This is a genomic window from Microbispora sp. NPDC046933, from assembly GCF_040644635.1.
In the GTDB taxonomy this organism is placed as follows: Bacteria; Actinomycetota; Actinomycetes; order Streptosporangiales; family Streptosporangiaceae; genus Microbispora.
Genome location: NZ_JBEYWW010000006.1, coordinates 19,253 through 40,690, shown reverse-complemented (window position 1 = coordinate 40,690; position 21,438 = coordinate 19,253). Strand labels below are relative to the sequence as shown.

The window sequence follows — 21,438 nt, the reverse complement described above, 5'->3', positions numbered from 1 at the left end:
GCATGGTGAAATCCGCTGACCGGCGGCCCAGCGACGAGGCCGCCGCCCCGGCAGAGCCCGCCACCGCCGCGCCTGCCACCCCCCGAACCCCGGCACCCCGCGTCGCCGTCATCGCACACCGCAAGAAGAGCGTCGGCGGCGGCCTCGACGAGCTCCGCAAGCTCATCACCGGCTACGACGTCGACGACCTCATCTGGCACGAGGTCCCCAAGAGCAAGAAGGCCCCCAAGAAAGTCCGCCAGGCCCTCAAGGACGGCGCCGAACTGTTCTTCCTCTGGGGCGGCGACGGCACCGTGCAACGCTGCGTCGACGCCCTCGCCGGCAGCGACGCCGCCGTCGCCATCGTCCCCGCCGGGACCGCCAACCTCCTCGCCCGCAACCTCGGCATCCCCGAAGACCTCCCCGAGGCAGTACGCATCGGCTTCGAGGGCCGCCGCGTCAAACTCGACCTCGGCAAGATCAACGGCGAGCACTTCGCCGTCATGGCAGGCGTCGGCTTCGACGCCGAGATGATCGCCGACGCCGACCGCGGCCTCAAGGACCGCCTCGGCCGCTTCGCCTACATCTGGACCGGCCTGCGCCACGTCGGCGGTGCCGTCACCCCCATGAAGATCAAAATCGACGACACCGACTGGTTCGACGGCGACGCCAGCTGCGTCCTCGTCGGCAACGTCGGCACCGTCACCGGCGGCATCGACGTCTTCGAAGACGCCCGCTACGACGACGGCTGGCTCGAAGTCGGCGTCTCCACCGCCGAAGGCCCCATCCAATGGGCCCGCACCCTCGGCCGCATGAGCGCCGGCAACGCCGAAAAATCCCCCTTCGTCCGCATCACCCGCGCCAGGAAGGTATCGGTCAAACTCCGCACCCCCATGGCGTACGAACTGGACGGGGGAGCCCGCGACCGGGTCAAACGCATCACGGTCAAAGTCGTGCCCCAGGCCGTCACCGTCTGCCTGCCCGACACCGCCCCCTGACCACCGCAGACCCGGAGACCGGCGCCCCGCGCCCGGTTCAGGGACGACATCAGCCGGACCGACCGGGCGCCTCGCACTGCTTCGTCTGCCCGCACGACCTACGCAGGCCGCACGTTGTGGTTGCGGGCGAACAGATTGCCGGGATCCCACTGACGCTTGACCGCCGCGAGCCGCCGGTAGGTCCGCGCCGGATAGACGGCGGCGACATCCTCCTCGCCGGCGGAAGCGAGGAAGTTGGCGTAGGCGCCGCTCACGTGGGGTGCGAGCCTGGTCCAGATCGTCTCCAGAGCGGGCCGGGCGGCCTGGACGACCGGCATCGGCCCCGCGACGGTGGTCACGACCATCAACTCCGCCTGGCGATGCGCGTAGGCGGTGGCGTCGTCGGGGACTCGGGATACCGCGCCGCCGACGCTGCGAACGGAGATGAACGGCGCCCCCTCCGCCGCCCCGGCCTCGGCAAGAACCCGAAGAACCTCGGGCACCGACTCCTTGCCGGCAAACCCGCTTCGGGTGACCAGGTGAATGCCCGGCGGCGCGATGGCGCCGTCCACGAGCGTGTCGGCATAGGGCTTCAGCGCGACATCGTCCTCGATCACCGTGCCGAGCCGGCGGATCGGGTCGACGGCCCGGGCCGCGAGCCGCGGGTCGTCGCCGTCGAAAGCGACCTGGATCTCGATCGGCGCCTGGGGGCCGCCGGCGAAGGGATTGGCGAGGTTCGCGATGGAGGTGAGTTCTTCGGGAGCGGTGCGGAGGTGGTCCGCCCACCCCTGCAGCACGGCGGCCGCCTCCGAGGCCGGGAAGGTGATCCTGCCGAAGAAGACATCGGTCGTCGGGTGGGCCGCGAATGTGAAGGCGGTCACGATGCCGAAATTGCCACCGCCACCGCGAATCGCCCAGAACAGCTCGGGGTTCTCCTCCGCGCCTGCATGCACGACCCGTCCGTCCGCGGTGACCACCTCCGCCGCGACCACGTTGTCCAACGCGAGGCCGTACCTCCTGACCTTCCAGCCGATGCCACCGGACAACGTCAGCCCACCGACCCCGACGCTCCTGGTGTCGCCCGAGGAGATCGCCAGTCCATGCGGGGCCAGAGCGGCCGCGACCTGACCCCAGGTCGCGCCCCCGCCGATCCGTACGAGGTGACGCTCCTTGTCGATGATCTCGACGTTCGCGAGCCCGCCGAGGTCGATCACGACGCCGTCGTCGTTGGTGCCGAAGCCCGCGAAGGCGTGGCCGCCGCCCCGCACCGACAGCACAAGCCCCGCGTCGGCGGCGAATCTCACGCCTGCCCGCACATCCTGGACGCTCCTGGGCCGTAGAACATACGCCGGACTGCCCGAGGCCAATACCGATCGGCTGGCCGATGCGTACTCCGCTGCTCCCGGTTCGATGACGTCGCCGCCGAAGTCACGGCGAAGGGTTTCAAGCGCTGTGTTCATGATGTTCCTCTCAGTTCGCCATGCGGGCGAACATGCCGGGCTCGTAGGAGCCCCCCGGGTTACGCACGATCACGTTGAGCCGGTTGTTGGCGTTGATCATGGCGATCAGGGAGACCAGCGCGACGATCTGGTCGTCGTCGTAGTGCTCGCGTACCTGGGCCCAGGTATGGTCGGACACGCCGTGGTGGGCGTCGGCGATCCGGGTGCCCTCCTCGGTCAGCGCCAGCGCGGCCTGCTCGGCCTCGGTGAACACGGTGGACTCGCGCCAGGCGGCCACCAGGTGGAGCCGGACCGCGGTCTCCCCGGCGGCCGCGGCGTCCTTGGTGTGACAGTCGACGCAGAAACCGCAGCCGTTGATCTGGCTGGCGCGCAGCATCACCAGGTCCTGGGTGGCCCGGGGGAGCGGCGACTGCTGGATCGCCAGGGCGACGTTGTAGATCCGCTTGGCGATCCTGGCGCCCAACTCGTTGGCCATCAGGTCGATACGGGGTTCCATGATGTGCTCCTCACTCGTGGTGTCGCGTACCGCGCCGATCGTCGGCGCGGCGTCCTGACGAGCAAGAGATCCCGCCGACCCGATCCTTGTGACAGCGCGGCTTTGTGACGTGCGTCACCGGCCGTAGGTGTCACAAAGCGGTGGGGGCCGGGATCGTATGCACGGCACGGTCGAGAACCAACAGACAGGAACCGGCGATGAGCGAGAGACGAACGGGCGCAGCCGAGCCCCTCGGCGGCGGGGTGGATCCCGTCACGGATCCGGCCACGGATCCGGCCACAGAGGCGTTCGTCGCCCACCGCAACCTGCTGTTCACCGTCGCCTACGAGATGCTCGGCTCGGCCGCCGACGCCGAAGACGTCCTGCAGGAGACCTGGCTGCTCTGGGCGGGCGTCGACCTCGGCACGGTGCGGGATCGGCGTGCCTACCTGGTCCGGATCACCACCCGCCAGGCGCTGAAACGGCTCCGTACGCTCGGCCGCCGCAAGGAGTCCTACGTCGGGCCGTGGCTGCCCGAGCCGCTGCTGACCACACCCGACGTGGCCGAGGACGTCGAGCTCGCCGACAGCGTCTCGACGGCGATGCTCTTGGTGCTGGAGACGCTCGCGCCCACCGAGCGGGCGGTGTTCGTGCTGCGCGAGGTGTTCGACCTGGACTACGACGAGATCGCCGAAGCCGTCGGCAAGAACCAGGCCGCGGTCCGCCAGATCGCCCACCGCGCACGCGCCCACGTCGCCGCCCGGCGCCCGCGCGAGACCGTGTCCCCGGCCGAGACCCGGAACGCCCTCCAGGCCTTCCAGCAGGCAGTCGAAACGGGCAACCTGCAACGCCTGCTCGACATCCTCGCCCCCGACGTCGTCCTCCTGACGGACGGCGGCGGACTCAAGCAGGCCGCGCTGGCGCCCGTCGTGGGAGCCGGCCAGGTGGCCCACGTGCTGGGCAGAGTCAACCCCGCGGCGTCGCTGCAGCCGGCACAGATCAACGGCCATCCGGCACTGATCGTCCGGATCAACGGCGACATCGACACCGTCATCACCGTACGCATCGACGACGGCCTCATCACCGGGCTCTACGCCGTACGCAACCCCGAGAAGCTGTCGCACATGGAGCGGGAGACCACCGTGAGCCGCTGAGCCCGCGGCTCCACCGGCACGCGGCCGGCTCAGCGCTGCGTCTGACCAGGTCGGCCTTGCGGACGGTCGCCCGACGCCGGGCGATCCATGTGGGCAGGGTCCCGGGTCGCGGTGCGCTCATCGCACGGCGCCATGCGATGAGCGCATCCAGCATGGCGGCGAGCGCTTCCTGTCGATGGACAGCCGATTGGAAGACATGACGGACACCGGTGCAGCTGGACATGCGAGGCGCTCACCCTGCCACCGCTCGTCCTCATCGAAGCGATGCGGTGGTGACCACGTGGGCATTGGCGTCGGCTGACTCCAACGACCGTGCGGCGGAACTTGAACGCGGCACCTACCTCAATTGATCAACTAGCGATTACCTTCCTTATCGATAGTTGATCAACAGGCGGGGGAGCGGGCCGGATGGAGCGCCAGGTCGACGGGGTGGTGCTGCGCGGAAAGGTGGTTCCAGCCGGAGGCGATCTCCCCGCTCCGGACGCTCCCCGGGAGTACCTGACGCCCGAGGCCGCCGCGCTGATCTACGACGGCGTCGCGGAGAACACGCGTACCGCCTACCGGCGCGCCTGGACGCAGTTCGAGTCCTAGTGCAAGCAGTACGGCTTCACCGCCATGCCGTGCGGTGAACTACCCTGGCCAACTACGTCGCGCACCTGGTCGTCGCGGACCTGTCCCCGGCGACGATCGATCAGGCCATCGCATGCATTCTCAGCCGGCACGAACTGGCGCACTAGCCGAAGCCGAACACCAAGGCCGCCCGGCACGTGCTGCGCGGCTACAAGCGGCGGCTCCTGGACGATGGCTGGCGGCAGCGGAAGGCTCCGCCGATCCTGCCCGAGCAGCTGCACGCCTTGGTCGCCGCGCTGCCGCGCACCGTGGCCGGCATGCGCGACCAGTTCATCCTGGTGGTCGGCTGGTGGATGATGGCCCGCCGCTCCGAGCTCGTCGCGCTCAACGACGTCGACCTGCGCTTCGTCAAGGAAGGGATCGAGGTCTACGTCGCCAGGTCCAAGACCGACCAGGAGGCGCGCGGCACGGTGTGCCCGCTGCCGTACGGGCAGTGGGCCGACACCTGCCCCGTCCGCGTCACCCAGCAATGGCTCGACGTCCTCACCTCCCGCGGCGCCCAGGCGGCGGTCCTTCGCGGCGTCGACCGCAACGGCCACTTGCGGGACCGGCTCACGGGCCAGTCAATCGACCTGCGTGTGAAGGCGGCAGCCGAGGCCGCGCGCCTGGACAACCCGAAAAGCTACTCCGCCCACTCGCTGCGCGTCGGCGGCGCGTCGGCCGCGGCCGCCGCTGGCCGTTCCATGCTGGCCATCGCCCGCCACGGCCGCTGGGTCGAGACCTCACCCGTCGTCCACGGATACGTACGCGCAGCCGACATGTGGCGCGACAACCCCATGCGCGGACTCGGTGTGTGATCTGCGACCGGGAACTGCGCTTCCGTGAAGTCATTAGGAGGAGCCTTACTGATGCCCGGGTTCGCGTGGATCGGCTCGGGTGACTCGGGTGGCTGTGACCGCGTCACGGCCCCTCCGATTCTTGGGCTACATAGTCGAGCCAGTGGTCAATATTCTCCTTAAGCGCTACAGCTATGTCATTCGCTTCCAGTGCGCTTAGAGCTCGACTGATTGTTTGCGCAGTGTCCGCATCCATATGCATTGTCAGAAACGTCCTCGGATCTACCACCTCCGCCTTCAGGTTATACCCACTTTGGTCAATTACCGATCGGATCCAGGACGCTTGCTCTTCCGTGAGGCCCGGGATGTCCAGGCCCCAGTACAGGGAAGAATCTTCGGCACTCATTGCTCAACATCCAATCAGGCAGAGAAGGGCATCGATAGTCGCGGTCCTCGTTTGCTTACTCCCAACGCTTTAACCGACTTAGCAATCAGCGCGCCACACGCCGGTCCATGCCGATCATCTCTCGTCACGATCGGTGAATCGAGACATCGCCGATCGCGCCCGGAGCATCCGGACAACGTTATACGGCGTGGTCAACGCTAGTGGATAGGTGCTGGCCAAGGATCGAGGCCAGGGTCAGAATGCAGGCACACCAAGGGCCGATGCGCCCTGATAGCCAACTCTAGCCCTTCTTCAAAGGTCCTACCCAGCTCCCAGATCCAGCCCATGCCCGCAGCAATCATCCTCCCCTGCACCTCTAGAAATACACCCGAATAGCTTAGCCACTCACCTATGGAAAATAGCTACCTTCAAGAATCCCCTCAACCTCCTGGATCAGCTCACGTTGACCCGATCCCGCGGAGATCGGGTCAACACTGAAAGGCTCGTCATTGCTGAAATTAGGCCCACGCGAATTGACCGGATCAATCACTAGCCCCCCCAGAGAGGACAGCACCTCTACGGCAAGAGGGCTTGCATGATAGCCCTCGCCTGCTAAGAGTCTTATCCATTCCGCAGTGTCCACACTACGCCCAGGCAGCCAACCGGATGCACAAATGGCCGCCAGCACATCGGGATGCATTAACTCCAATCGAATCTTCGACATTATCCCCTTCTAATTTTTGGAGTTTCGATAATGTATCTTATCGGAAATCAGCTTCGAAGATCTTGAGGTAATTCGGACATGCACGGCGAAGTGGAGCCAGAACCGGCTATCGAGGGACGTATCGTCCCGCGCCCCATGAACCTCGCGACCGTGGAGGAGATCCTCAGCGACGAGGCCGCCGAGCTGCTCCAGCAAGCCCGTGCGGACAACACCCACCGGGCCTACGCCGGAGACTGGGCGAGGTTCTCCGACTGGTGCGCCGCCCATGGCGCGTCCCCGCTGCCGGCCACCACGACGACGGTCCTCAACTACATCGCCTACCTGACCAGTCTGGGCCGGGCCCCGGCCACGGTCGACCGGGCCGTCTCGGCGATCCTGTCGATCCACACCGACACGGGTGCCGAGCGGCCGGACACCCGGCCGCTCCGGGAGGCCCTGCGCGCCTACCGCAAGCTGCGGGCCAAGGCCGGCTTCCGGCCGCGGCGCTCGCTGCCCATCACTATCGAGATCCTGCGGGCCATGATCGAGGCCCAGCCGGACGACACACCCACGGGACAGCGCAACCGGGCCATCCTGACCGTCGGGTACGCGGCGATGACCCGCCGGATCGAGCTGCACAATCTCAACATCGAGGACCTGACCTTCCTGCGGGAAGGGCTGGAGGTCTTCATCGCGATGTCGAAGACCGACCGCGACGCCCGCGGCGTCAGCGTGCCGCTGCCGTACGGCTCCCATCCGGGAACCTGCCCGGTGCGGGTGGAGTCGGCATGGCTGGAGATCCTCGCCGAGCACGGCATCACCAGCGGGCCGGTGTTCCGCGCGATCGACAAGAACGGCCGCATCGCGGGCGCGATCGGCGACGACGGCGCGCCCGTACGGCGGGCCGGCCGCGGAGACGGCATCCGCATGACCCCTGAAGCGATCAACCTGGTCGTCAAGGAGGCCGCCCGAGCTGCCGAGCTCCCGCACGCTGACCGCTACTCCGCACACGGCCTGCGCGCCGGCGGGGCCACGGACGCGGCCGACGCCGGCGCGACCATGTCGGGAATCTGCCAGCACGGCCGCTGGTCGGAGAAATCCCCCGTGGTGATGCAGTACATCCGCCACCGCGACAAGTGGAAGAACAACCCGATGCTGCGCGTGGGCCTATGACCGGGGCGGCGACCATGCAGGGTGACAGGCCGCCGCGACCTGGTCCGTGCTATTCACATCCCTCGGCACGACAGTTGGCTTGAGACATCACTGATCTATCCCTGATGCGGCGGGTCGGCTTATGCCCGCCGCTGCATAGTTCCGGGAATACACATTTTCGTGATCAATCCTGCATAGGTATGCACGCGGGCCTCCGACACCGGGTGGGGTTCCCTGGTCGGCCTGGCCGCATCCCGCCTGCCCGTCCAGTCAGACGGCAGCGGCTCTCATTGATCCACAACCGGTTTCCAAGGGCAGGCTGTGATCCTTTCGTGTGTCTCGCAACGAAAGGAGATGACTGGATGAACAAGAAACACAAGGCCGTGATGGTCATGGCCCTGTTCTTCTCGGCTGGCGCCGCAAGCCTGATCAGCGCCGGTCCCGCCGCAGCCATGCCGACAAACTGCGAATTCTATGTGTGCGAGCCGGATGGCGGCAGCGGAGGCGGCACCACTACAGGCGGTGGCGGTGGTGGTGGTGGCGGCGGCGGTACGCCGCAGCCGCCGCCTCCCCCCGGTGGCGGGAGCCCCGACGGCGGGACAGGCGGCGGAACACCCCGCCCCTACCCCCGTTCACCCCACCTGGATATCTGCGATGTAGAACCCACAGCCCCAGGGTGTCGCTAGTACTGATTTCGCGATGCCGAGGCCTCCCCGCAACGGCCTCCGCTGCCCGGCGTGTCGCAACACGGTCCAACCGTGACGGAATGTGCCCTTAAAGCACGTACAGCTTTCACCGTTGCGGACAAGTGATGCGCGGAGAGCGTGGGCAACCAGTCGTGCGGGCAGCTCGCACTCTTCGCGCAGTTGGCCTGGGGAGGGGAGCCGGGGCGGTTCCTCCCAGAACCGGGCGGTTCTGGGAGTCATCTGGGACTTTCAGCGGGCTCGGCAGGGAATCCATCAGACCGCGGGCCACCGCGAGGATCGCGCGCCTCGGCCGGGTCGTCGTACTTCTCCGGCTTGATGCCCTTCGCGGCGGCGAACAGGTTCTCCGCCGCCTCGGCGTGCTACTCATCCCTCTCCTTCTCCATCGCATCCCCATGTGGTGCAGGTGCGGTAGGTCGCGATCCGTGACACGGTGTCCGCGGCGAGCGCGTAGACGTCGAGCTCGACGCCACCGCTCGTCATGCAGGCGTGGCACCAGACCCGGCGCGGTTGACCGGGCTCGACGTAGACGCGGACCTCGATGGGAACTACTCCTTCTTCTTCATGCCGTACCAGCGGGTGATCAGGCCGCCAAACTCGAACGCCACCACGGCGGCGGTCAAGACGCCGATCACGGTCGACAAGAGCAGATCGCCGGCCTGCCCGGTCCAGACGAACTGAACGAGGAACGCCCCCACAGTGAGCGATAGCGCGGTCGTACACGGGGAGCCTGCGCCGCAGGACGAACGCGGCCTGAGCGAGGACCGCCGCGACGGCGAACAACGCGGTCTTCCCCATGTCCGGGGCGCTGCCCATCGCGGCATCCGCCGCGGCGTAGCTCGGGTGAGCGCATCAGGCCGGTAGCTCAGTGCCTGGCCCGGCGCGCAGGAACACAGGGGTAGTGCTTGCATGTGGCAGCCGAACAGGGGCCCGCCAAAATCGGGAGCCGACGCCGTCAGACTCGTACAAGCGGCGGCTCCTGGATGACGGCTGGCGGCAACGGAAGGCTCCGCCGATCCTGCCCGAGCAGCTGCAGGCCATGGTCGCCGCGGCGCTGGGTGATGTCCCGCCGAGTGGTGTAACTCGCTGCTGATCATGTGGGGTCGGCGAGTTGTGGGTTGGTGTGACTATGACGCGGCCAGGGCGGTGTGCGCCAGGGGTTCGGCCAGATCGTCTGCGGGTGGGGCGGCGAGTTGGGCCATGGAGCCCTCCGACAAGTAGCGGCGGTCGCTGACCTGCCATTCGTCGTGGTGTTCGGCCAGCACGGCTCCGGCCAGGCGGCCCAGGGCGGTGGGGGCGGCAAGCTCGGCCTTCCAGACCCGCAACCGGTAGCCGTTGGAGCCTCCCGCATCGGCGGTGATCAACAGCCGGGAGGCGTCTGGATAGTCCAGGCGGCCTCGGGCCTGCCACCAGCGGCGGATCGAGGCAACCGCGAATGTTGCGGTGTCGTGGTCGATGCCGACGTTCACCCAGCCGGTGTTCGCGCCGATGTCGTAGATCCCATACGGGACGGCCTGCTCGACGTCCGGCCCGGTGAAGAAGAAGCTGTGGTCCTCAACCTCGATCGGGTCGCCCTTCGGCCGCCACTCGCGGCCTGGGTTGGGGAGTCGACCCAGTTGCTCACGCTTTTTGGTATCGACGCTGATTACTGGCTCGCCTGCGGCCTGATGGTCCTTGACCTGCTCGTTGATATAGCGGAACTGCGCGTCCCGCTCTGGGTGCTGCTTGCCTTCCAAGGTCTTGGCGTTGCCTTGCAGGCTGAACCCGTTCTCACGCAGCAACCGCCCAACCGTCGGCGGCGATACCCGATGCCCCCGCCGGGCCAACTCCTCCGCCAGGCGCCGCAGCGACTTGGTCGTCCACCGCAGCGGCGACTCTGGGTCGCCCCGCTCGTCCGGCTCGACCAGCGCCAACAGCGCCGGCAGCACCCGCGAGTCCTGCTCCTCGACGCTCTTACGCCCACCGCCTTCACGGCGCACCCGCCCGCCCGGCAGCACATCCCCGCCGTCCTCGAGTTCGAAAACGCCCTTTCGTACGGTGGACTCGCTGACCCCGGCGACCCGAGCGACCGCACGAACCCCGCCATGCCCCAGTAACCGAGCCTCGGCCGCCATCAGCAACCGCCGCTGCCGCTCGTTCAGATGCGGCAGCACGACCTCGAACTTCAACGCCAGCTGATCGAGTACGCCGGGCAAGATCGCCATAACACGACATCCAACCCGAAAGATCAAATCACCGTGTTATTTCCTCACAGCTTCAGTGAACGCGACACCTCTGCCATGATGCGCCGAGGAAGACCGCCCGCAACGCGCCGACCAGGCCGGCGTGGGCGTCGGAGATGGCCAGCTGCACCCCGGTCAGGCCGCGGGCCTTGAGCGAGCGCAGGAACGCCGTCCAGAACGCGCCGTCTTCGCTGTCGCCGACGGCGAAGCCGAGGATCTCCCGCCGGCCGTCGATGCTGACACCGGTGGCGATGACGACGGCCTGGGAGACGACCCGGTGGTTCACCCTCGCCTTGCAGTAGGTGGCGTCGAGGAACACGTAGGGGAAGGTGGTGTGGCCCAGGGGCCGGTCGCGGAAGGCAGCCACCTCACTGTCCAGGTCCGCGCAGATGCGTGAGACCTCGCTTTTGGAGATCCCGGTGTCGGCGCCGAGGGCTTTGACCAGGTCATCGACGCTGCGGGTGGACACCCCCTGTAGGTAGGCCTCCATGACCACGGCGAACAGCGCCTGGTCGATGCGGCGGCGGCGTTCCAGCAGGGAGGGGAAGAACGACCCGGACCGCAGCTTGGGGATCTTCAGTTCCAGGTCACCGGCGGCGGTGGTCAGCAGCCGGTCGCGGTAGCCGTTGCGCTGAGCGGTCCGGGCTTCGGTGCGCTGGTGTGGGGCGGCGCCGATGACCGCGGTCGCCTCCGCCTCGATGAGCGCTTGCAGGACGGCTTGCAGCGCTTGGCGGATGACGTCGTCGGCGTCGGCGGCTTTCAAAGACTCCAGCAGGTCGAGCAGGGCAGACTGGTCCAGAGCCATCGTGTGGTGTCCTCCGCGAGAACCTTTGGTCGGGAACTCGCTGACCGTCACACGATGGCTCGCCCCATGTCCGGGGCTTGCATCAACAGCTTGGAGTTACACCACCCGAGGGGACGTCACCCGGCTACGTCCGGGCAGCAGACATGTGGCGCGACAACCCAATGCGCGGACTCGGTGTGTGACCTGCGACGCCGCACTTCCTGGAAAGTACGCTTCCGTGAACTCGCAGGCACCACGTAGGTATCGCCGAGGTGCAACTCATTCAGTAGCTGCCAGCCCTATTACGGAGCACGCACCCGACGCGGATGAGCTCGGCCAGACGGGCAAGGGTGTGGTTGACAAAGGAGATCGCGGCGGGGTGAGACAGCAACGAGGCTCCCGGTTGGAGCATTGGATCTTGGTCTACTGCTGTCTTACCGAGAGCTCACCTCACACCCAGCCCCGCTCTCCCACGCCCATCCTGAGCAGCGCCATCACTCGCCCGACGGAGGTAGGCACATAGTCCAGAAGGGCAGGAATTGCTGCATGCTCGGCGGTCTCCATCGTCATGATCACCCGCTTTCCACACAAATCTCCAAGCCATGTCATAAATTGCACGACCGCTTGGAAGGAGGTCTCGTCCTGCACTTCTATCGGATCAAAGGTGAACTCTATTTCGTCGGACTGAAAGAAGTAGCACCGAAAGGAGACGCCGTCGACGCGAATCTCCAACCTGGCGGAGGCGTCACTGTTAGATTCAAGCTCTTCAAATAGCCGCCGTGCGTCAACTGGCGTCTCCTGAGGCTCCCCGGGAAAGTCTACCGAAAGGAAAACCTCCCAGAAAGAAGACGCCAGCGAGGACAGCATCTGTTGCCAGTCCTCAATATCGGCGTCGAGAACTACTATGTCACGCAGTGATCCGTGCGCCACGAAATGGTCACTTCGATATCGCACGCGACCTCCTCGCTTGAGCGGGTCCATCACAAGGCCCAGCACCTTACGGCGGAACTCTGCAGGATAGCTCCTCGGCGCAATCCGACGAAGGTTCGAAGACCGTAGCTAGAGACGCTTACTGGCTGGGGTTACGGGGGTTGGTAGTCCAGGCCAGTCTTGGCGAGGAAGCCGGTGACGAGGGCGGGGCGGTACTGCATCCGTTTGAGCCGGTGCTTCACCAGGGCGATCAGCTGATCGACGGTGCGCATGGCGAGGTTGGCCAGGCTCTTCTTCATGTGCGCCCACACGGCCTCGACCGGGTTCATCTCTGGGGCGTAGGCGGGCAGGTAGAACACCGTCAGCCATGGGCGAGCGGCGATCAAGCGCCGCATCTCGGCGGAGGTGTGGGTGTTGAGGTTGTCCCAGACCACCACAATCGGCCCGCCGAGCTGCTGGTGGGCGGCGTCGAACAGCGCGGCGTAATCGGCCTCAGAAAACCCCCGGCGTTCGCCCTTGCGCCCCCGGTGAGTCCGGAGCCGGTAGACCAGCCGCGGCCGAGCCTGCGGGATGCCCGGCCGGGTGGCGATCAGTCCGGCGATCGACACGCCGTCCGGTGCCCTTGACCGGCAGCGACACAATCGGGTGTGACCCTTTCGGCCCCAGGTACGGCCCTTGGGAGACCTCAGGGTCTGGTCGGCCTGGTCTTCGAAGCACAGCCACGCCCCTGCTGCGCTGCCAGCCTTTATGACCGGCCACTGCTCGTCCCTTCACCCGGCGATGACCTTCTCGTCGCGTTCGGCGGCGCGGCAACAGGGGGCCTGCCAGTCCCAGCCCAGCCGGTGCAGCAGGCAACACACCCCAACCACGGTGCAGCTCACGTGGAACAGGCGCCCGATCACCTCGGCGATCCGGGCAAGGGTGTTCAGCACTGGTCATCCCAGCCGTAGGCGATCGGTCCTTCCTGAAGGGCCTGCTCCAGGTGGGTGAGCTGGGCGTCGTCGAGCTTGCATGCCGCCCGCCTGCTCCTTTGGAGACCAGGGCCTCGCGGCCACCGGTCTCCAGCGCACGCCGCCACCGGTTGGCCGTCCGCGAGACCCGAAACTCCTGCGCGACCTGGGTATCACTCGAACCTACGGCGAACCGGTCGGCTGCGTGCATCCGTATCTGCTCGCAGCGTAATCACTGCTCGGCGGTCAAGCCACCGCCATCGGGATACCTCATGCACCGCAGGTAGCACCGCGACGACCGGCTGCCAGCTCACGCCGAGGCCAGGCCATATAACCCTCACCATTGAAGGTCTCTAGCGACGCCCCTCGATAGCTCAATTCGAAGTTGCCCTGCCAGCTCGCAAGACAGCCATAGCACGAAGACTAGAAGGCTTGAAGTCTTCTGCGAAGGATCCTCTCAACCATTCGGTCAGCCATTCGGCAAGGGTCATGTTTTGCGGCGTCAACCGAGAACGGTCTACTCTGATCCCCTCCTCTAGACCGAGTCGATCTGGCCGTAGGTAGGGACCCATGGGATCCCATATCCACATCGGGCCTGCAGGATCGCGACAGTCTACGAGCGACCAGATCGCGGTCCCCCAATTGTATAGCCAGACCAACCCGGGAGGGACATAAGGATCCGGGCGAGCATTCCATATTTTATGATAAAGGGTAATCTCTCTGCTGCGATAGGCACCTCCCGTGGGTACGCGCAAGATGCCGCGGCCCGGGCCAAATCCACCATTGGCCACCTCTAGGTACAGTCGGCGGAGCAATGGGGGCAGAGGAGAGCCTATGGTCCGTTCCGCCTCGATGACCGCCGATGCAGATGCGGGTGGTGGCAAGTCAGGCAGCTCCGAAATCGCCGCGATGATTTCATCATCCGCCAGACACTCTGGCGGACAGTATTCCAGCTCATCGGGGCATGCGTCGAATGAGGCTCGGCGTCTGGAAATGGCAATAAGATTCGAGGTTTGGAAAGCCTTCTCCAGGTTGCCACTGAGTGACTCTGCGAGCCATTCGGCCAGGGTCATGTTCTGAGGAGTCAGTTCTTCATCGATATTAGGATCCCATATCCACATCGGGCCGGCCGGATCCCGAAGATCCAAAACCGACCAGATCCCGCAACCCCAGTCGAACAGCCACAACATGCCCGGCCAATCCTCATCATAGGAGTCGAGAATGTCGGCCACTTCGAGAACTCCGTCGCGTGGTCCGAAGCCTCCATTAGCGGCCTCGATATACAGGCGACGAAGCAACGGAGGTAGTGAGTACCCGATAACCCTCTCCACCTCATCGATCACGTCCGGCGATACGGGAGGGAGGAGACCAGGGATCGCACGGATCGCCTCAATAAGCTCGTCCTCAGTCATACGGGGTATTCTTGAGCATCCCACACGCCGACCGCTACTCCGCACACGACCTGCGCGGCGGCGGGGGCCACGGACGCCGCCGACGCCGGCGCGACGATGCCGGAACACACTCACGCCCTGGTCGCCTGGACAAAATGGGCGAACGCCGGAGGCTGATCATCCACCGCAGAAGCCCCGCCAGGACGCACCTGACGGGGCTCAACTTCGCTACCGATATCCAGCGTGAAGGTTACGGGATCGGGCAGAGAGGCTACACCTCACCTCTCCTGGATCAGTCTTCATCGAGAAGGCCGATAGCTTCCGGGAACTCGAGAATCGCCCTCTTGCGCTCCGGGTTATCTTCCAGTTCGGCGCACTCAAGAATCAGGGAAGTAACTTCCCGGCGTCCCTCATCCGAGAGGTCACGGAACAGGGCGGCAGCAGGTTCAAGGATATCTGTTGCGATATCCGGATCGATATCCTCATCGTCCGTTAAATCGATCGATACGACGATGCTTACGAATGCGCGAACCAGGACTCTGTTGACATCCATTAAGGCACGACCTTCACTGAGATATTGGTGATGTGGAGGTCACGAAGAACCTTTCGGACCCTCGCGGCCTCACTTTATTAGGGACCTCCCACCACCCCGTGTAACCGTTTTGTCCAAGCGCCAGAGAATGATTGATGGCCTGTTGGTATGTCTTGTTGCGGGTGGACCACGGCCCGTACTCTGCAGGCAAGTCCCGCCAGGGACTGCCCGTGCGGAATCGCCACAACACCCCGTTCAACTGCCGCCGCAAGGTCCGGGATCGGACCACGCTCGTCCTCCAGCTCAGCGCGTTCCTTATCCCATGCCGCCTTCTCACGGGCGTGCTGCTTGACCAGCTCGGCCTTCTCCCGTCGCAGCCGCGCCAGCTCTTCGCTCTCGGACTCCTTCAACGTCCCGCCTCTGGAGCGTTTCCGCCAAGCCGCTATCAGCCAGTCCGCCGATGACATGAGCCGTGTGTACGCAGTCGACGCGGTTCATGAGTTTCCGTTCACACGCCCAGGCGTGCCGTCCCGGCTTGAGGGCCGGGACGAGATCGTGAACTGGATAGCCGCAGGGTGGAAAGCCTCCCCGCTGAAGTACGAGCGTTACCGAACCCTTGCCATCTACGACACCGACCATCCAGAAACGATCGTCGTCGAGCAGGAGGCCATCGGAACCAGCACATCCACCGGCGAGTTCGCGCTTCCCAACATCGTTGTGCTCACCGCCCGCAACGGGCAGATCGCCCATCTGCGCGACTACGTCAACGTCCTGGCAGCCGCGGCAGCTATGGGACGCGATATTTAAGCGCGCGGTGCGCCTCGCCGTGCACGGGTATCACCACCGGCGCGTTCGTCCGCGCGGATCCGCCGTCGGCCAGCAGCACCCGCTTCCCGACCGGGTCCAGCCCGATGGCGCGTCGCCTCCAACGGATATCGCCTCCCGGGCGGTCAGCTCAGTTCGCGTTTGAGGATCTTGCCGGTGGCGGTCATGGGCAGGGACGGGATGATTTCGACGATTCGGGGGTACTTGTAAGCGGCCAGCTGGGCTTTGCTCCAGTCGCGCAGTTCGGGGGCGGTGAGAGTGGAGCCGGGCTTGAGGACCACGTACGCCTTGACCTCCTCGCCGTGGGTGTCGTGGGGGACGCCGATCACGGCGGCGAGGGACACGGCGGGGTGGGTCATCAGGATTTCCTCGATTTCGCGGGGGTAGACGTTGTAGCCACCGCGGATGATCATGTCCTTGGATCTGTCGACGATGTAGTACCAGCCGTCCTTGTCGCGTCTGGCCAGATCGCCGGAGCGGAACCAGCCGTCACGGAGGGCCTCGGCGGTCGCCTCAGGGCGTTTGTAGTACCCCTTCATCACGTTGTCGCCCTTGATCGCGATCTCGCCGACCGCGTCGGGAGTCCAGTCGAGTTCGTCCCAGCTGTCCTGTTTGAGCAGCTTCATTTCCACGCCGGGGATGGGAATGCCGATGGAACCGACGCGTATCGGCCGGCCGTAGCGAGCGAAGCTCGCGATCGGCGATGTCTCGGACAGGCCGTAGCCCTCCAGGATGGTGACGCCGAAGCGCTCTTCGAAGCGGCGGTGTACCTCGACGGGCAGGGCCGCGCCGCCGGAGATGGCGAGGCGAAGGTTCTCCGCCACCGGGGCGGCCCGCTCGGCCATGGGGTCGGCTTCGGCGGCGAGGACGGGTTCCCGGGTCGCCTCCAGGAGGGCCACGTACATGGTGGGGACGCCGGCGAAGACGGTGACCTTCTGTTCGGTCATCGCGTCCAGGGCCGCGTGCGGTGCGAAGCGGGGCAGCATCACGATGGTGCCGCCGAAGGCGAACGCGCTGTTCTGGATCACGGTCTGGCCGAACGAGTGGAAGAGCGGCAGGACGCACAGGTAGGTGTCCGGCCTGTCGGGGTCGGTCCCGAACAGGGCCTGGGCGGCGAGGGCGTTGTCCCGCATGTTGCGGTGCCGCAGTTCGGCGCCTTTGGGCTGCCCAGTGGTGCCGGAGGTGTAGAGGATCACCGCGGTGTCGTCCTCGTCCGTCGCCACCGTGTCGAAGGTGGTGGGCTGTTCGCGCAGTGCGTCGTCCAGGCGCTCGATGGGGTGGCCGGGGTCGGCGTCGAGGACGAGGCCGACCGCGTCGGTGGTGATGGCGACGAAGTGCGCGCATCTGCCGGCCTGACGGAATCCGGCATATCCCTCCCGGCCGGTGGGGAGGTCGGGGGTTCCCTCGAAGCAGAAGTAGGCCTTCGCCTCGGAGTCGGTCAGGTGGTAGGCCACTTCGCGCGCCTTGAGGAGCACGTTGAGCGGCACCACCGTGGCGCCCGCCTTGAGGATGCCGAAGTAGATCTGGGCGAACTGCGGCAGGTTGGAGCAGCTCAGGGCCACCTTGTCCCCGGGCTGGACGCCGCGTTCTACGAGCAGGTTGGCGACCTGGCAGGCCAGCGCGTCCACCTCGGCGTAGCTCAGCCGGATGTTGCCGAAAACGATGGCATCGCGCTCCGGGTAGCGCTTGGCGCTGTCTTCCAGCAGTGACGACAGGTTGTGCACGCTGACTCCAGGTGTGTTCATGACCGCTTTACGGTTCTCAAAACCGGTGTGCGGAAGCTAGAGCAGCGACGAACCTGGCGTCAAGACTCGACGGCCTGCCGGAAATTTCCCTGTTACGACTGGTTGACACCCCATTAACCGATGCTTACGCTCGCACCACTATGCGGTTTCCTAACCCGTATATCGGTTTGAGAGGGGAGCATGCAGAGATGCCCGACGATTCCTCGGTGCGCGTGCTGGAGCGCGCGTGCCAGGTGCTCGACTGCTTCACCGCGGCCCAGCCGCGGCTGCGCATCGCCGACCTGAGGCGACTGACCGGGCTGCCGCCCACCACGGTGGCCCGCATCGTGAAGACCTTGGTCGCGGAGGAGCTGCTGGAGCGCAACGGTGACGAGTACCGGCTCGGCCTGCGAGTGCTGGTGTGGACGGCGCCGGCCACCGCGGGTTCGGACCTGATCGCCGTCTCCGGGCCGGTGGTGGAGCAGGTCCGCGACTACACCGGAGAGACCACCGGCGTGTACGTGCGCCAGGGGGCGAACCGGGTCGCCGTCTCGGTGGCGCTGTCCAACTTCTCGGTCATCTACCGGGGTCACGTCGGTCAGGTGCGGCCGTTGCACGCGGGGGCCGCCGGCAAGGTCTTCATGGCCTTCGACGAGGCCGCGCTCGACGCCGCGCTGCGCCGGGGCCTGGCCCGGTTCACCGACCGGACCATCACCAATCCCGACCGGCTCCGTGACGAGCTCGCCGCGGTCCGCGAACTGCGCTGGGCGTTCGCGGCCGAGGAGAACGAGGCCGGTCTCAACTCGCTGGCCGCGCCGATCTTGGGGGCGAACGGCTTGATCGTCGCCACGCTGGCGGTGGGCGCGCCGTCGTTCCGGCTGAGCCGGGAGGCGGCGGAGGGCATGGTCCCGATGGTCTGCGCCGCCGCCCTGTCGATTTCGCAGCGGCTGGGGTACACCGGACACCTGACCACGGCCGCCGAGCGCGCCGCGGCCGCCGCGCCGAAGGAGGCCGGCCGATGACGTCCGCGGCCCGGCTCCGGCAGCTCCTCGCCGAGCCGGGGCTGCTGATCGCCCCGGGCGTGTACGACGGGCTGTCGGCGGCCTTGGTCCGCGAGGCCGGCTTCGACGCGGCGTACCTGTCCGGCGCGGCGGTCGCGGCGTCGGCCGTCGGCCACCCCGACATCGGCCTCACCACGCTGACCGAGATGGCCGGCCAGGCCGTGGTCGTCACCCGCCAGCTCGGCGGGCTGCCCCTCATCGCCGACGCCGACACCGGGTTCGGCGACGTCATCAACGTGGTGCGGACCGTCCGGGAGTACGAGCGGGCGGGCGTCGCCGCGATCCAGCTCGAGGACCAGGTGTTCCCGAAGCGGTGCGGCCACCTCGACGACAAGCAGGTCGTGGGCCGGGCCGAGTTCGCTGAGAAGATCAGCGCGGCGGTCGAGGCGCGCACCGGGGACCTGGTGATTATCGCCAGGACGGACGCGCTCGCCGTGCACGGCCTGGACGAGGCGATGGCCCGCGCTCAGGCGTACGTCGAGGCCGGGGCCGACATCATCTTCGTGGAGGCGCCGCAGACCGTGGCGCAGGTGGCGGCCATTCCCCGCGGCGTCGGCGTCCCAGTGATCTTCAACCTGGTGCCGGGTGGGAAGACCCCCGCCGTCACGGCCGAGCAACTGCGCGAGTGGGGCTACCGCATCGTCATCGCGCCCGCCGCGTGCCTGGCCGCCGCCGACCGCGCCATCCGCGCGTCGCTCGCCCGCCTCGGCTCGGGCGACCTCGGCACCGGGGACCAGCCCTCGCCCCGGACCCTGTTCGACTCCCTCGGCCTGCCGTTCTGGCAGTCCCTGGGCACCACGCACGCGGGAGCGCCCACGCATGGCTGAGCCGCACACCATGATCGAGAAGATTCTCGGCCGCGCCGCGGGACTCGACGATGTCGCACCCGGCCAGATCGTCACCTGCGCGGTGGACATGACCATCGTCATCGACATCCAGTTCGCGGAGAGCCGGCTGGCCGACGTCGTGCGGGTGCACGACCCGGACAAGATCGCCATAGTGATGGACCACGCGGTCCCGGCGCCCACGGTCGGGGACGCCCTGCACGGCTCGCGGGCGCGCACGTTCGCCCGGACGCACGGCATCCGGCGCTTCTACGATGTCGGCCGGCACGGCATCGTGCACCAGGTCGTCGCCGAGCAGGGCCTGGCGCGGCCGGGCACGGTCGTGGCCTGCACCGACTCGCACACCTGCGCCGCCGGCGCCTTCAACGCGGCGGCCCGCGGGCTCGGCCCCGCCGAGATCCTGCAGATGGTGTGCACGGGGCGCACCTGGTATCGCGTCCCGCCTGCGATCCGCTACGAGCTGGTCGGCACCATGCCGCCCGGGGTGAACGGCAAGGACATCTTCCTCACCATCGCCGGCCGGTGGGGGGACGCCACCGACCACGCCCTGGAGTTCGGCGGGCCGGGGCTGGCCACCGTGCCCATGGCCGACCGTCGCACGATCGCGACCCAGGTAGCGGAGATCGGAGCGGACTTCGCCGTCTTCCCCGCGGACCAGGTGTGCCTGAACCACTTCGCCGAGGTCGCGCCCGGCACCCCGATCACCCCGCAGCACGCGGACGACGGTGCGTCGTACGCGGAGGTGCGGACCCTCGACCTGGACCTGGTGCAGCCGATGGTCGCCCTGCCGGGGACGGTCATCAACAACGCCCGGCCGGTCGGCGAGCTCGGCGACGTCCGGATCGACCAGGCGTTCATCGGGTCCTGCGCCAACGGGCAGCTCTCCGACATCGCGGTGGCCGCCGAGACGCTGCGGGGTCGGCGGGTCGCCGACGGAGTCCGTCTGATCGTCACCCCGGCGTCCCAGCAGGTGTACCTCGAAGCGGTCCGGCGCGGCTACGTCGCGACCCTGATCGAGGCCGGGGCGGTCGTGACGAACTCCACCTGCGGCGCGTGCTTCGGCTACCACATGGGGCTGCTCGCGCCGGGCGAGGTGTGCGTGACCTCCAGCACCCGCAACTTCCGCGGCCGGATGGGCAGCACCGAGGCCGCCGTCTACATGGCCTCGCCCGCGACCGTCGCCGCCTCCGCCATCGCCGGGAGGATCACCGGCGCCGCCGCGCTCGAAGGGGTCCCCGCATGACAATCGGCCAGGCGCACGGCGCGCTGCGGGTCCGCGGCAGGGCCTGGGTCTTCGGCGACGAGATCAACACCGATGACATGTACCCAGGGTTCGCGATGAAGCTGCCGGTGCACGAGGCCGCGCGGCACATGTTCCACGCGACCCGCCCCGAGTGGCCGTCGCTGGTCCGCCCCGGCGACATCGTCGTCGCGGGCCGCAACTTCGGGCTGGGCTCCAGCCGCGCGGTGGCGGAACTGTTCGTCGCCCTCGGCGTGGCCGCGCTGGTCGCCGAGCAGTACAACTCACTGTTCCTGCGCAACGCCCTCAACTACGGGCTGCCCGCGATCACCCTGCCGGACGCCCGGGCGCTGATCGCCGAGGGCGACGTCGTCGGCATCGACGTCGAGGCGGGCCTGATCACCAACCACACCCGGCGGGAGGAGCACCGCGTCCCGCCGTTCCCCGACTTCATCATGCAGATGCTGCGCAGCGGAGGACTGATCAATCAGCTCGAGGACGGCGGCTACCTACGCCTCGCCGACGCCAAGGAGTGACCC

21 protein-coding genes and 3 pseudogenes are annotated in these 21,438 nt (G+C 67.1%); 10 read left to right on the top strand and 14 right to left on the bottom strand.

Annotated features, from left to right (window positions below):
- Positions 1-2: 2 nt before the first annotated feature.
- On the top strand, positions 3-977 hold the full coding sequence (locus tag ABZ857_RS09750; protein ID WP_357040321.1) for a YegS/Rv2252/BmrU family lipid kinase: 975 nt from the start codon (positions 3-5) through the stop codon (positions 975-977).
- Positions 978-1,075: 98 nt separating this feature from the next.
- Here the strand turns inward: ABZ857_RS09750 and ABZ857_RS09745 are convergent, their stop codons facing one another.
- Entirely contained in the window at positions 1,076-2,416 is a 1,341-nt protein-coding gene (locus ABZ857_RS09745) for an FAD-binding oxidoreductase (RefSeq protein WP_357040318.1), read from the bottom strand.
- A 10-nt stretch (positions 2,417-2,426) separates the two neighbouring features.
- On the bottom strand, positions 2,427-2,912 hold the full coding sequence (locus ABZ857_RS09740) for a carboxymuconolactone decarboxylase family protein (RefSeq protein WP_357040315.1): 486 nt from the start codon (positions 2,910-2,912) through the stop codon (positions 2,427-2,429).
- Between the two features lie 197 nt (positions 2,913-3,109).
- Here ABZ857_RS09740 and ABZ857_RS09735 point away from each other — a divergent pair, with 197 nt between their 5' ends.
- From ABZ857_RS09735 to ABZ857_RS09725, 3 genes are all read left to right on the top strand, one after another.
- Positions 3,110-4,045, top strand: coding sequence for an RNA polymerase sigma-70 factor (locus ABZ857_RS09735; RefSeq protein ID WP_357040312.1), 936 nt, complete (start codon positions 3,110-3,112; stop codon positions 4,043-4,045).
- Between the two features lie 408 nt (positions 4,046-4,453).
- A complete protein-coding gene (locus tag ABZ857_RS09730) occupies positions 4,454-4,636 on the top strand; it encodes a hypothetical protein (protein WP_357040309.1) in 183 nt (60 codons plus the stop codon).
- Positions 4,637-4,812: 176 nt separating this feature from the next.
- A complete protein-coding gene (locus ABZ857_RS09725; protein WP_357040306.1) occupies positions 4,813-5,472 on the top strand; it encodes a tyrosine-type recombinase/integrase in 660 nt (219 codons plus the stop codon).
- Between the two features lie 773 nt (positions 5,473-6,245).
- Here ABZ857_RS09725 and ABZ857_RS09720 read toward each other — a convergent pair.
- On the bottom strand, positions 6,246-6,536 hold the full coding sequence (locus ABZ857_RS09720) for an SUKH-3 domain-containing protein (RefSeq protein WP_357041050.1): 291 nt from the start codon (positions 6,534-6,536) through the stop codon (positions 6,246-6,248).
- 159 nt (positions 6,537-6,695) lie between these two features.
- On the opposite strand from ABZ857_RS09720, the gene ABZ857_RS09715 reads away from it, so the two are divergent.
- Positions 6,696-7,712: a tyrosine-type recombinase/integrase gene (locus ABZ857_RS09715; RefSeq protein WP_357040303.1), complete on the top strand. Its 1,017-nt coding sequence runs from the start codon at positions 6,696-6,698 to the stop codon at positions 7,710-7,712.
- A 1,231-nt stretch (positions 7,713-8,943) separates the two neighbouring features.
- Here ABZ857_RS09715 and ABZ857_RS09710 read toward each other — a convergent pair.
- The 10 genes and pseudogenes from ABZ857_RS09710 to ABZ857_RS09665 form a co-directional block, all read right to left on the bottom strand.
- Positions 8,944-9,093 carry a hypothetical protein gene (locus ABZ857_RS09710; protein ID WP_357040300.1) on the bottom strand — a complete coding sequence of 50 codons (150 nt, stop codon included), beginning with the start codon at positions 9,091-9,093 and terminating at the stop codon, positions 8,944-8,946.
- 429 nt (positions 9,094-9,522) lie between these two features.
- A pseudogene (locus ABZ857_RS09705) lies at positions 9,523-9,690 on the bottom strand (IS256 family transposase); the annotation flags it as partial.
- A 3-nt stretch (positions 9,691-9,693) separates the two neighbouring features.
- Positions 9,694-10,599: pseudogene (locus ABZ857_RS09700) on the bottom strand (ISAzo13 family transposase); the annotation flags it as partial.
- 55 nt (positions 10,600-10,654) lie between these two features.
- Positions 10,655-11,422, bottom strand: a pseudogene (locus tag ABZ857_RS09695) (IS256 family transposase); the annotation flags it as partial.
- Between the two features lie 429 nt (positions 11,423-11,851).
- Positions 11,852-12,355: a hypothetical protein gene (locus tag ABZ857_RS09690; protein ID WP_357040297.1), complete on the bottom strand. Its 504-nt coding sequence runs from the start codon at positions 12,353-12,355 to the stop codon at positions 11,852-11,854.
- A gap of 128 nt (positions 12,356-12,483) precedes the next feature.
- A complete protein-coding gene (locus ABZ857_RS09685; RefSeq protein ID WP_357040294.1) occupies positions 12,484-12,939 on the bottom strand; it encodes a transposase in 456 nt (151 codons plus the stop codon).
- 162 nt (positions 12,940-13,101) lie between these two features.
- Entirely contained in the window at positions 13,102-13,263 is a 162-nt protein-coding gene (locus ABZ857_RS09680; RefSeq protein WP_357040291.1) for a winged helix-turn-helix domain-containing protein, read from the bottom strand.
- Between the two features lie 392 nt (positions 13,264-13,655).
- On the bottom strand, positions 13,656-14,693 hold the full coding sequence (locus ABZ857_RS09675; RefSeq protein ID WP_357040288.1) for an SMI1/KNR4 family protein: 1,038 nt from the start codon (positions 14,691-14,693) through the stop codon (positions 13,656-13,658).
- A gap of 271 nt (positions 14,694-14,964) precedes the next feature.
- Positions 14,965-15,225 carry a hypothetical protein gene (locus tag ABZ857_RS09670; protein ID WP_357040285.1) on the bottom strand — a complete coding sequence of 87 codons (261 nt, stop codon included), beginning with the start codon at positions 15,223-15,225 and terminating at the stop codon, positions 14,965-14,967.
- Positions 15,226-15,238: 13 nt separating this feature from the next.
- Positions 15,239-15,523 (bottom strand): transposase, encoded by a 285-nt coding sequence (locus ABZ857_RS09665; RefSeq protein WP_357041047.1) that lies wholly within the window; start codon positions 15,521-15,523, stop codon positions 15,239-15,241.
- Positions 15,524-15,552: 29 nt separating this feature from the next.
- Between ABZ857_RS09665 and ABZ857_RS09660 the strand changes: the two genes are divergently transcribed.
- Positions 15,553-16,011, top strand: a complete 459-nt coding sequence (locus tag ABZ857_RS09660; RefSeq protein WP_357040282.1) for a nuclear transport factor 2 family protein — start codon at positions 15,553-15,555, stop codon at positions 16,009-16,011.
- A gap of 143 nt (positions 16,012-16,154) precedes the next feature.
- Here ABZ857_RS09660 and ABZ857_RS09655 read toward each other — a convergent pair whose 3' ends face one another.
- Entirely contained in the window at positions 16,155-17,753 is a 1,599-nt protein-coding gene (locus tag ABZ857_RS09655) for a long-chain fatty acid--CoA ligase (protein WP_357041044.1), read from the bottom strand.
- Positions 17,754-17,962: 209 nt separating this feature from the next.
- On the opposite strand from ABZ857_RS09655, the gene ABZ857_RS09650 reads away from it, so the two are divergent.
- From ABZ857_RS09650 to ABZ857_RS09635, 4 genes are read left to right on the top strand one after another with little or no spacing between them, the layout of a single operon-like run.
- The gene (locus ABZ857_RS09650; RefSeq protein ID WP_357040279.1) at positions 17,963-18,775 is read left to right on the top strand and encodes an IclR family transcriptional regulator; all 813 of its coding nucleotides are present in this window, start codon (positions 17,963-17,965) and stop codon (positions 18,773-18,775) included.
- Positions 18,772-19,641: an isocitrate lyase/PEP mutase family protein gene (locus tag ABZ857_RS09645; protein ID WP_357040276.1), complete on the top strand. Its 870-nt coding sequence runs from the start codon at positions 18,772-18,774 to the stop codon at positions 19,639-19,641. Before ABZ857_RS09650 ends, ABZ857_RS09645 begins: the two co-directional genes overlap by 4 nt.
- Positions 19,634-20,902 (top strand): aconitase/3-isopropylmalate dehydratase large subunit family protein, encoded by a 1,269-nt coding sequence (locus ABZ857_RS09640; protein ID WP_357040273.1) that lies wholly within the window; start codon positions 19,634-19,636, stop codon positions 20,900-20,902. The genes ABZ857_RS09645 and ABZ857_RS09640 overlap by 8 nt, the downstream gene beginning before the upstream one ends.
- Positions 20,899-21,435 (top strand): hypothetical protein, encoded by a 537-nt coding sequence (locus tag ABZ857_RS09635; protein ID WP_357040270.1) that lies wholly within the window; start codon positions 20,899-20,901, stop codon positions 21,433-21,435. Before ABZ857_RS09640 ends, ABZ857_RS09635 begins: the two co-directional genes overlap by 4 nt.
- The last annotated feature ends 3 nt before the right edge of the window (positions 21,436-21,438 follow it).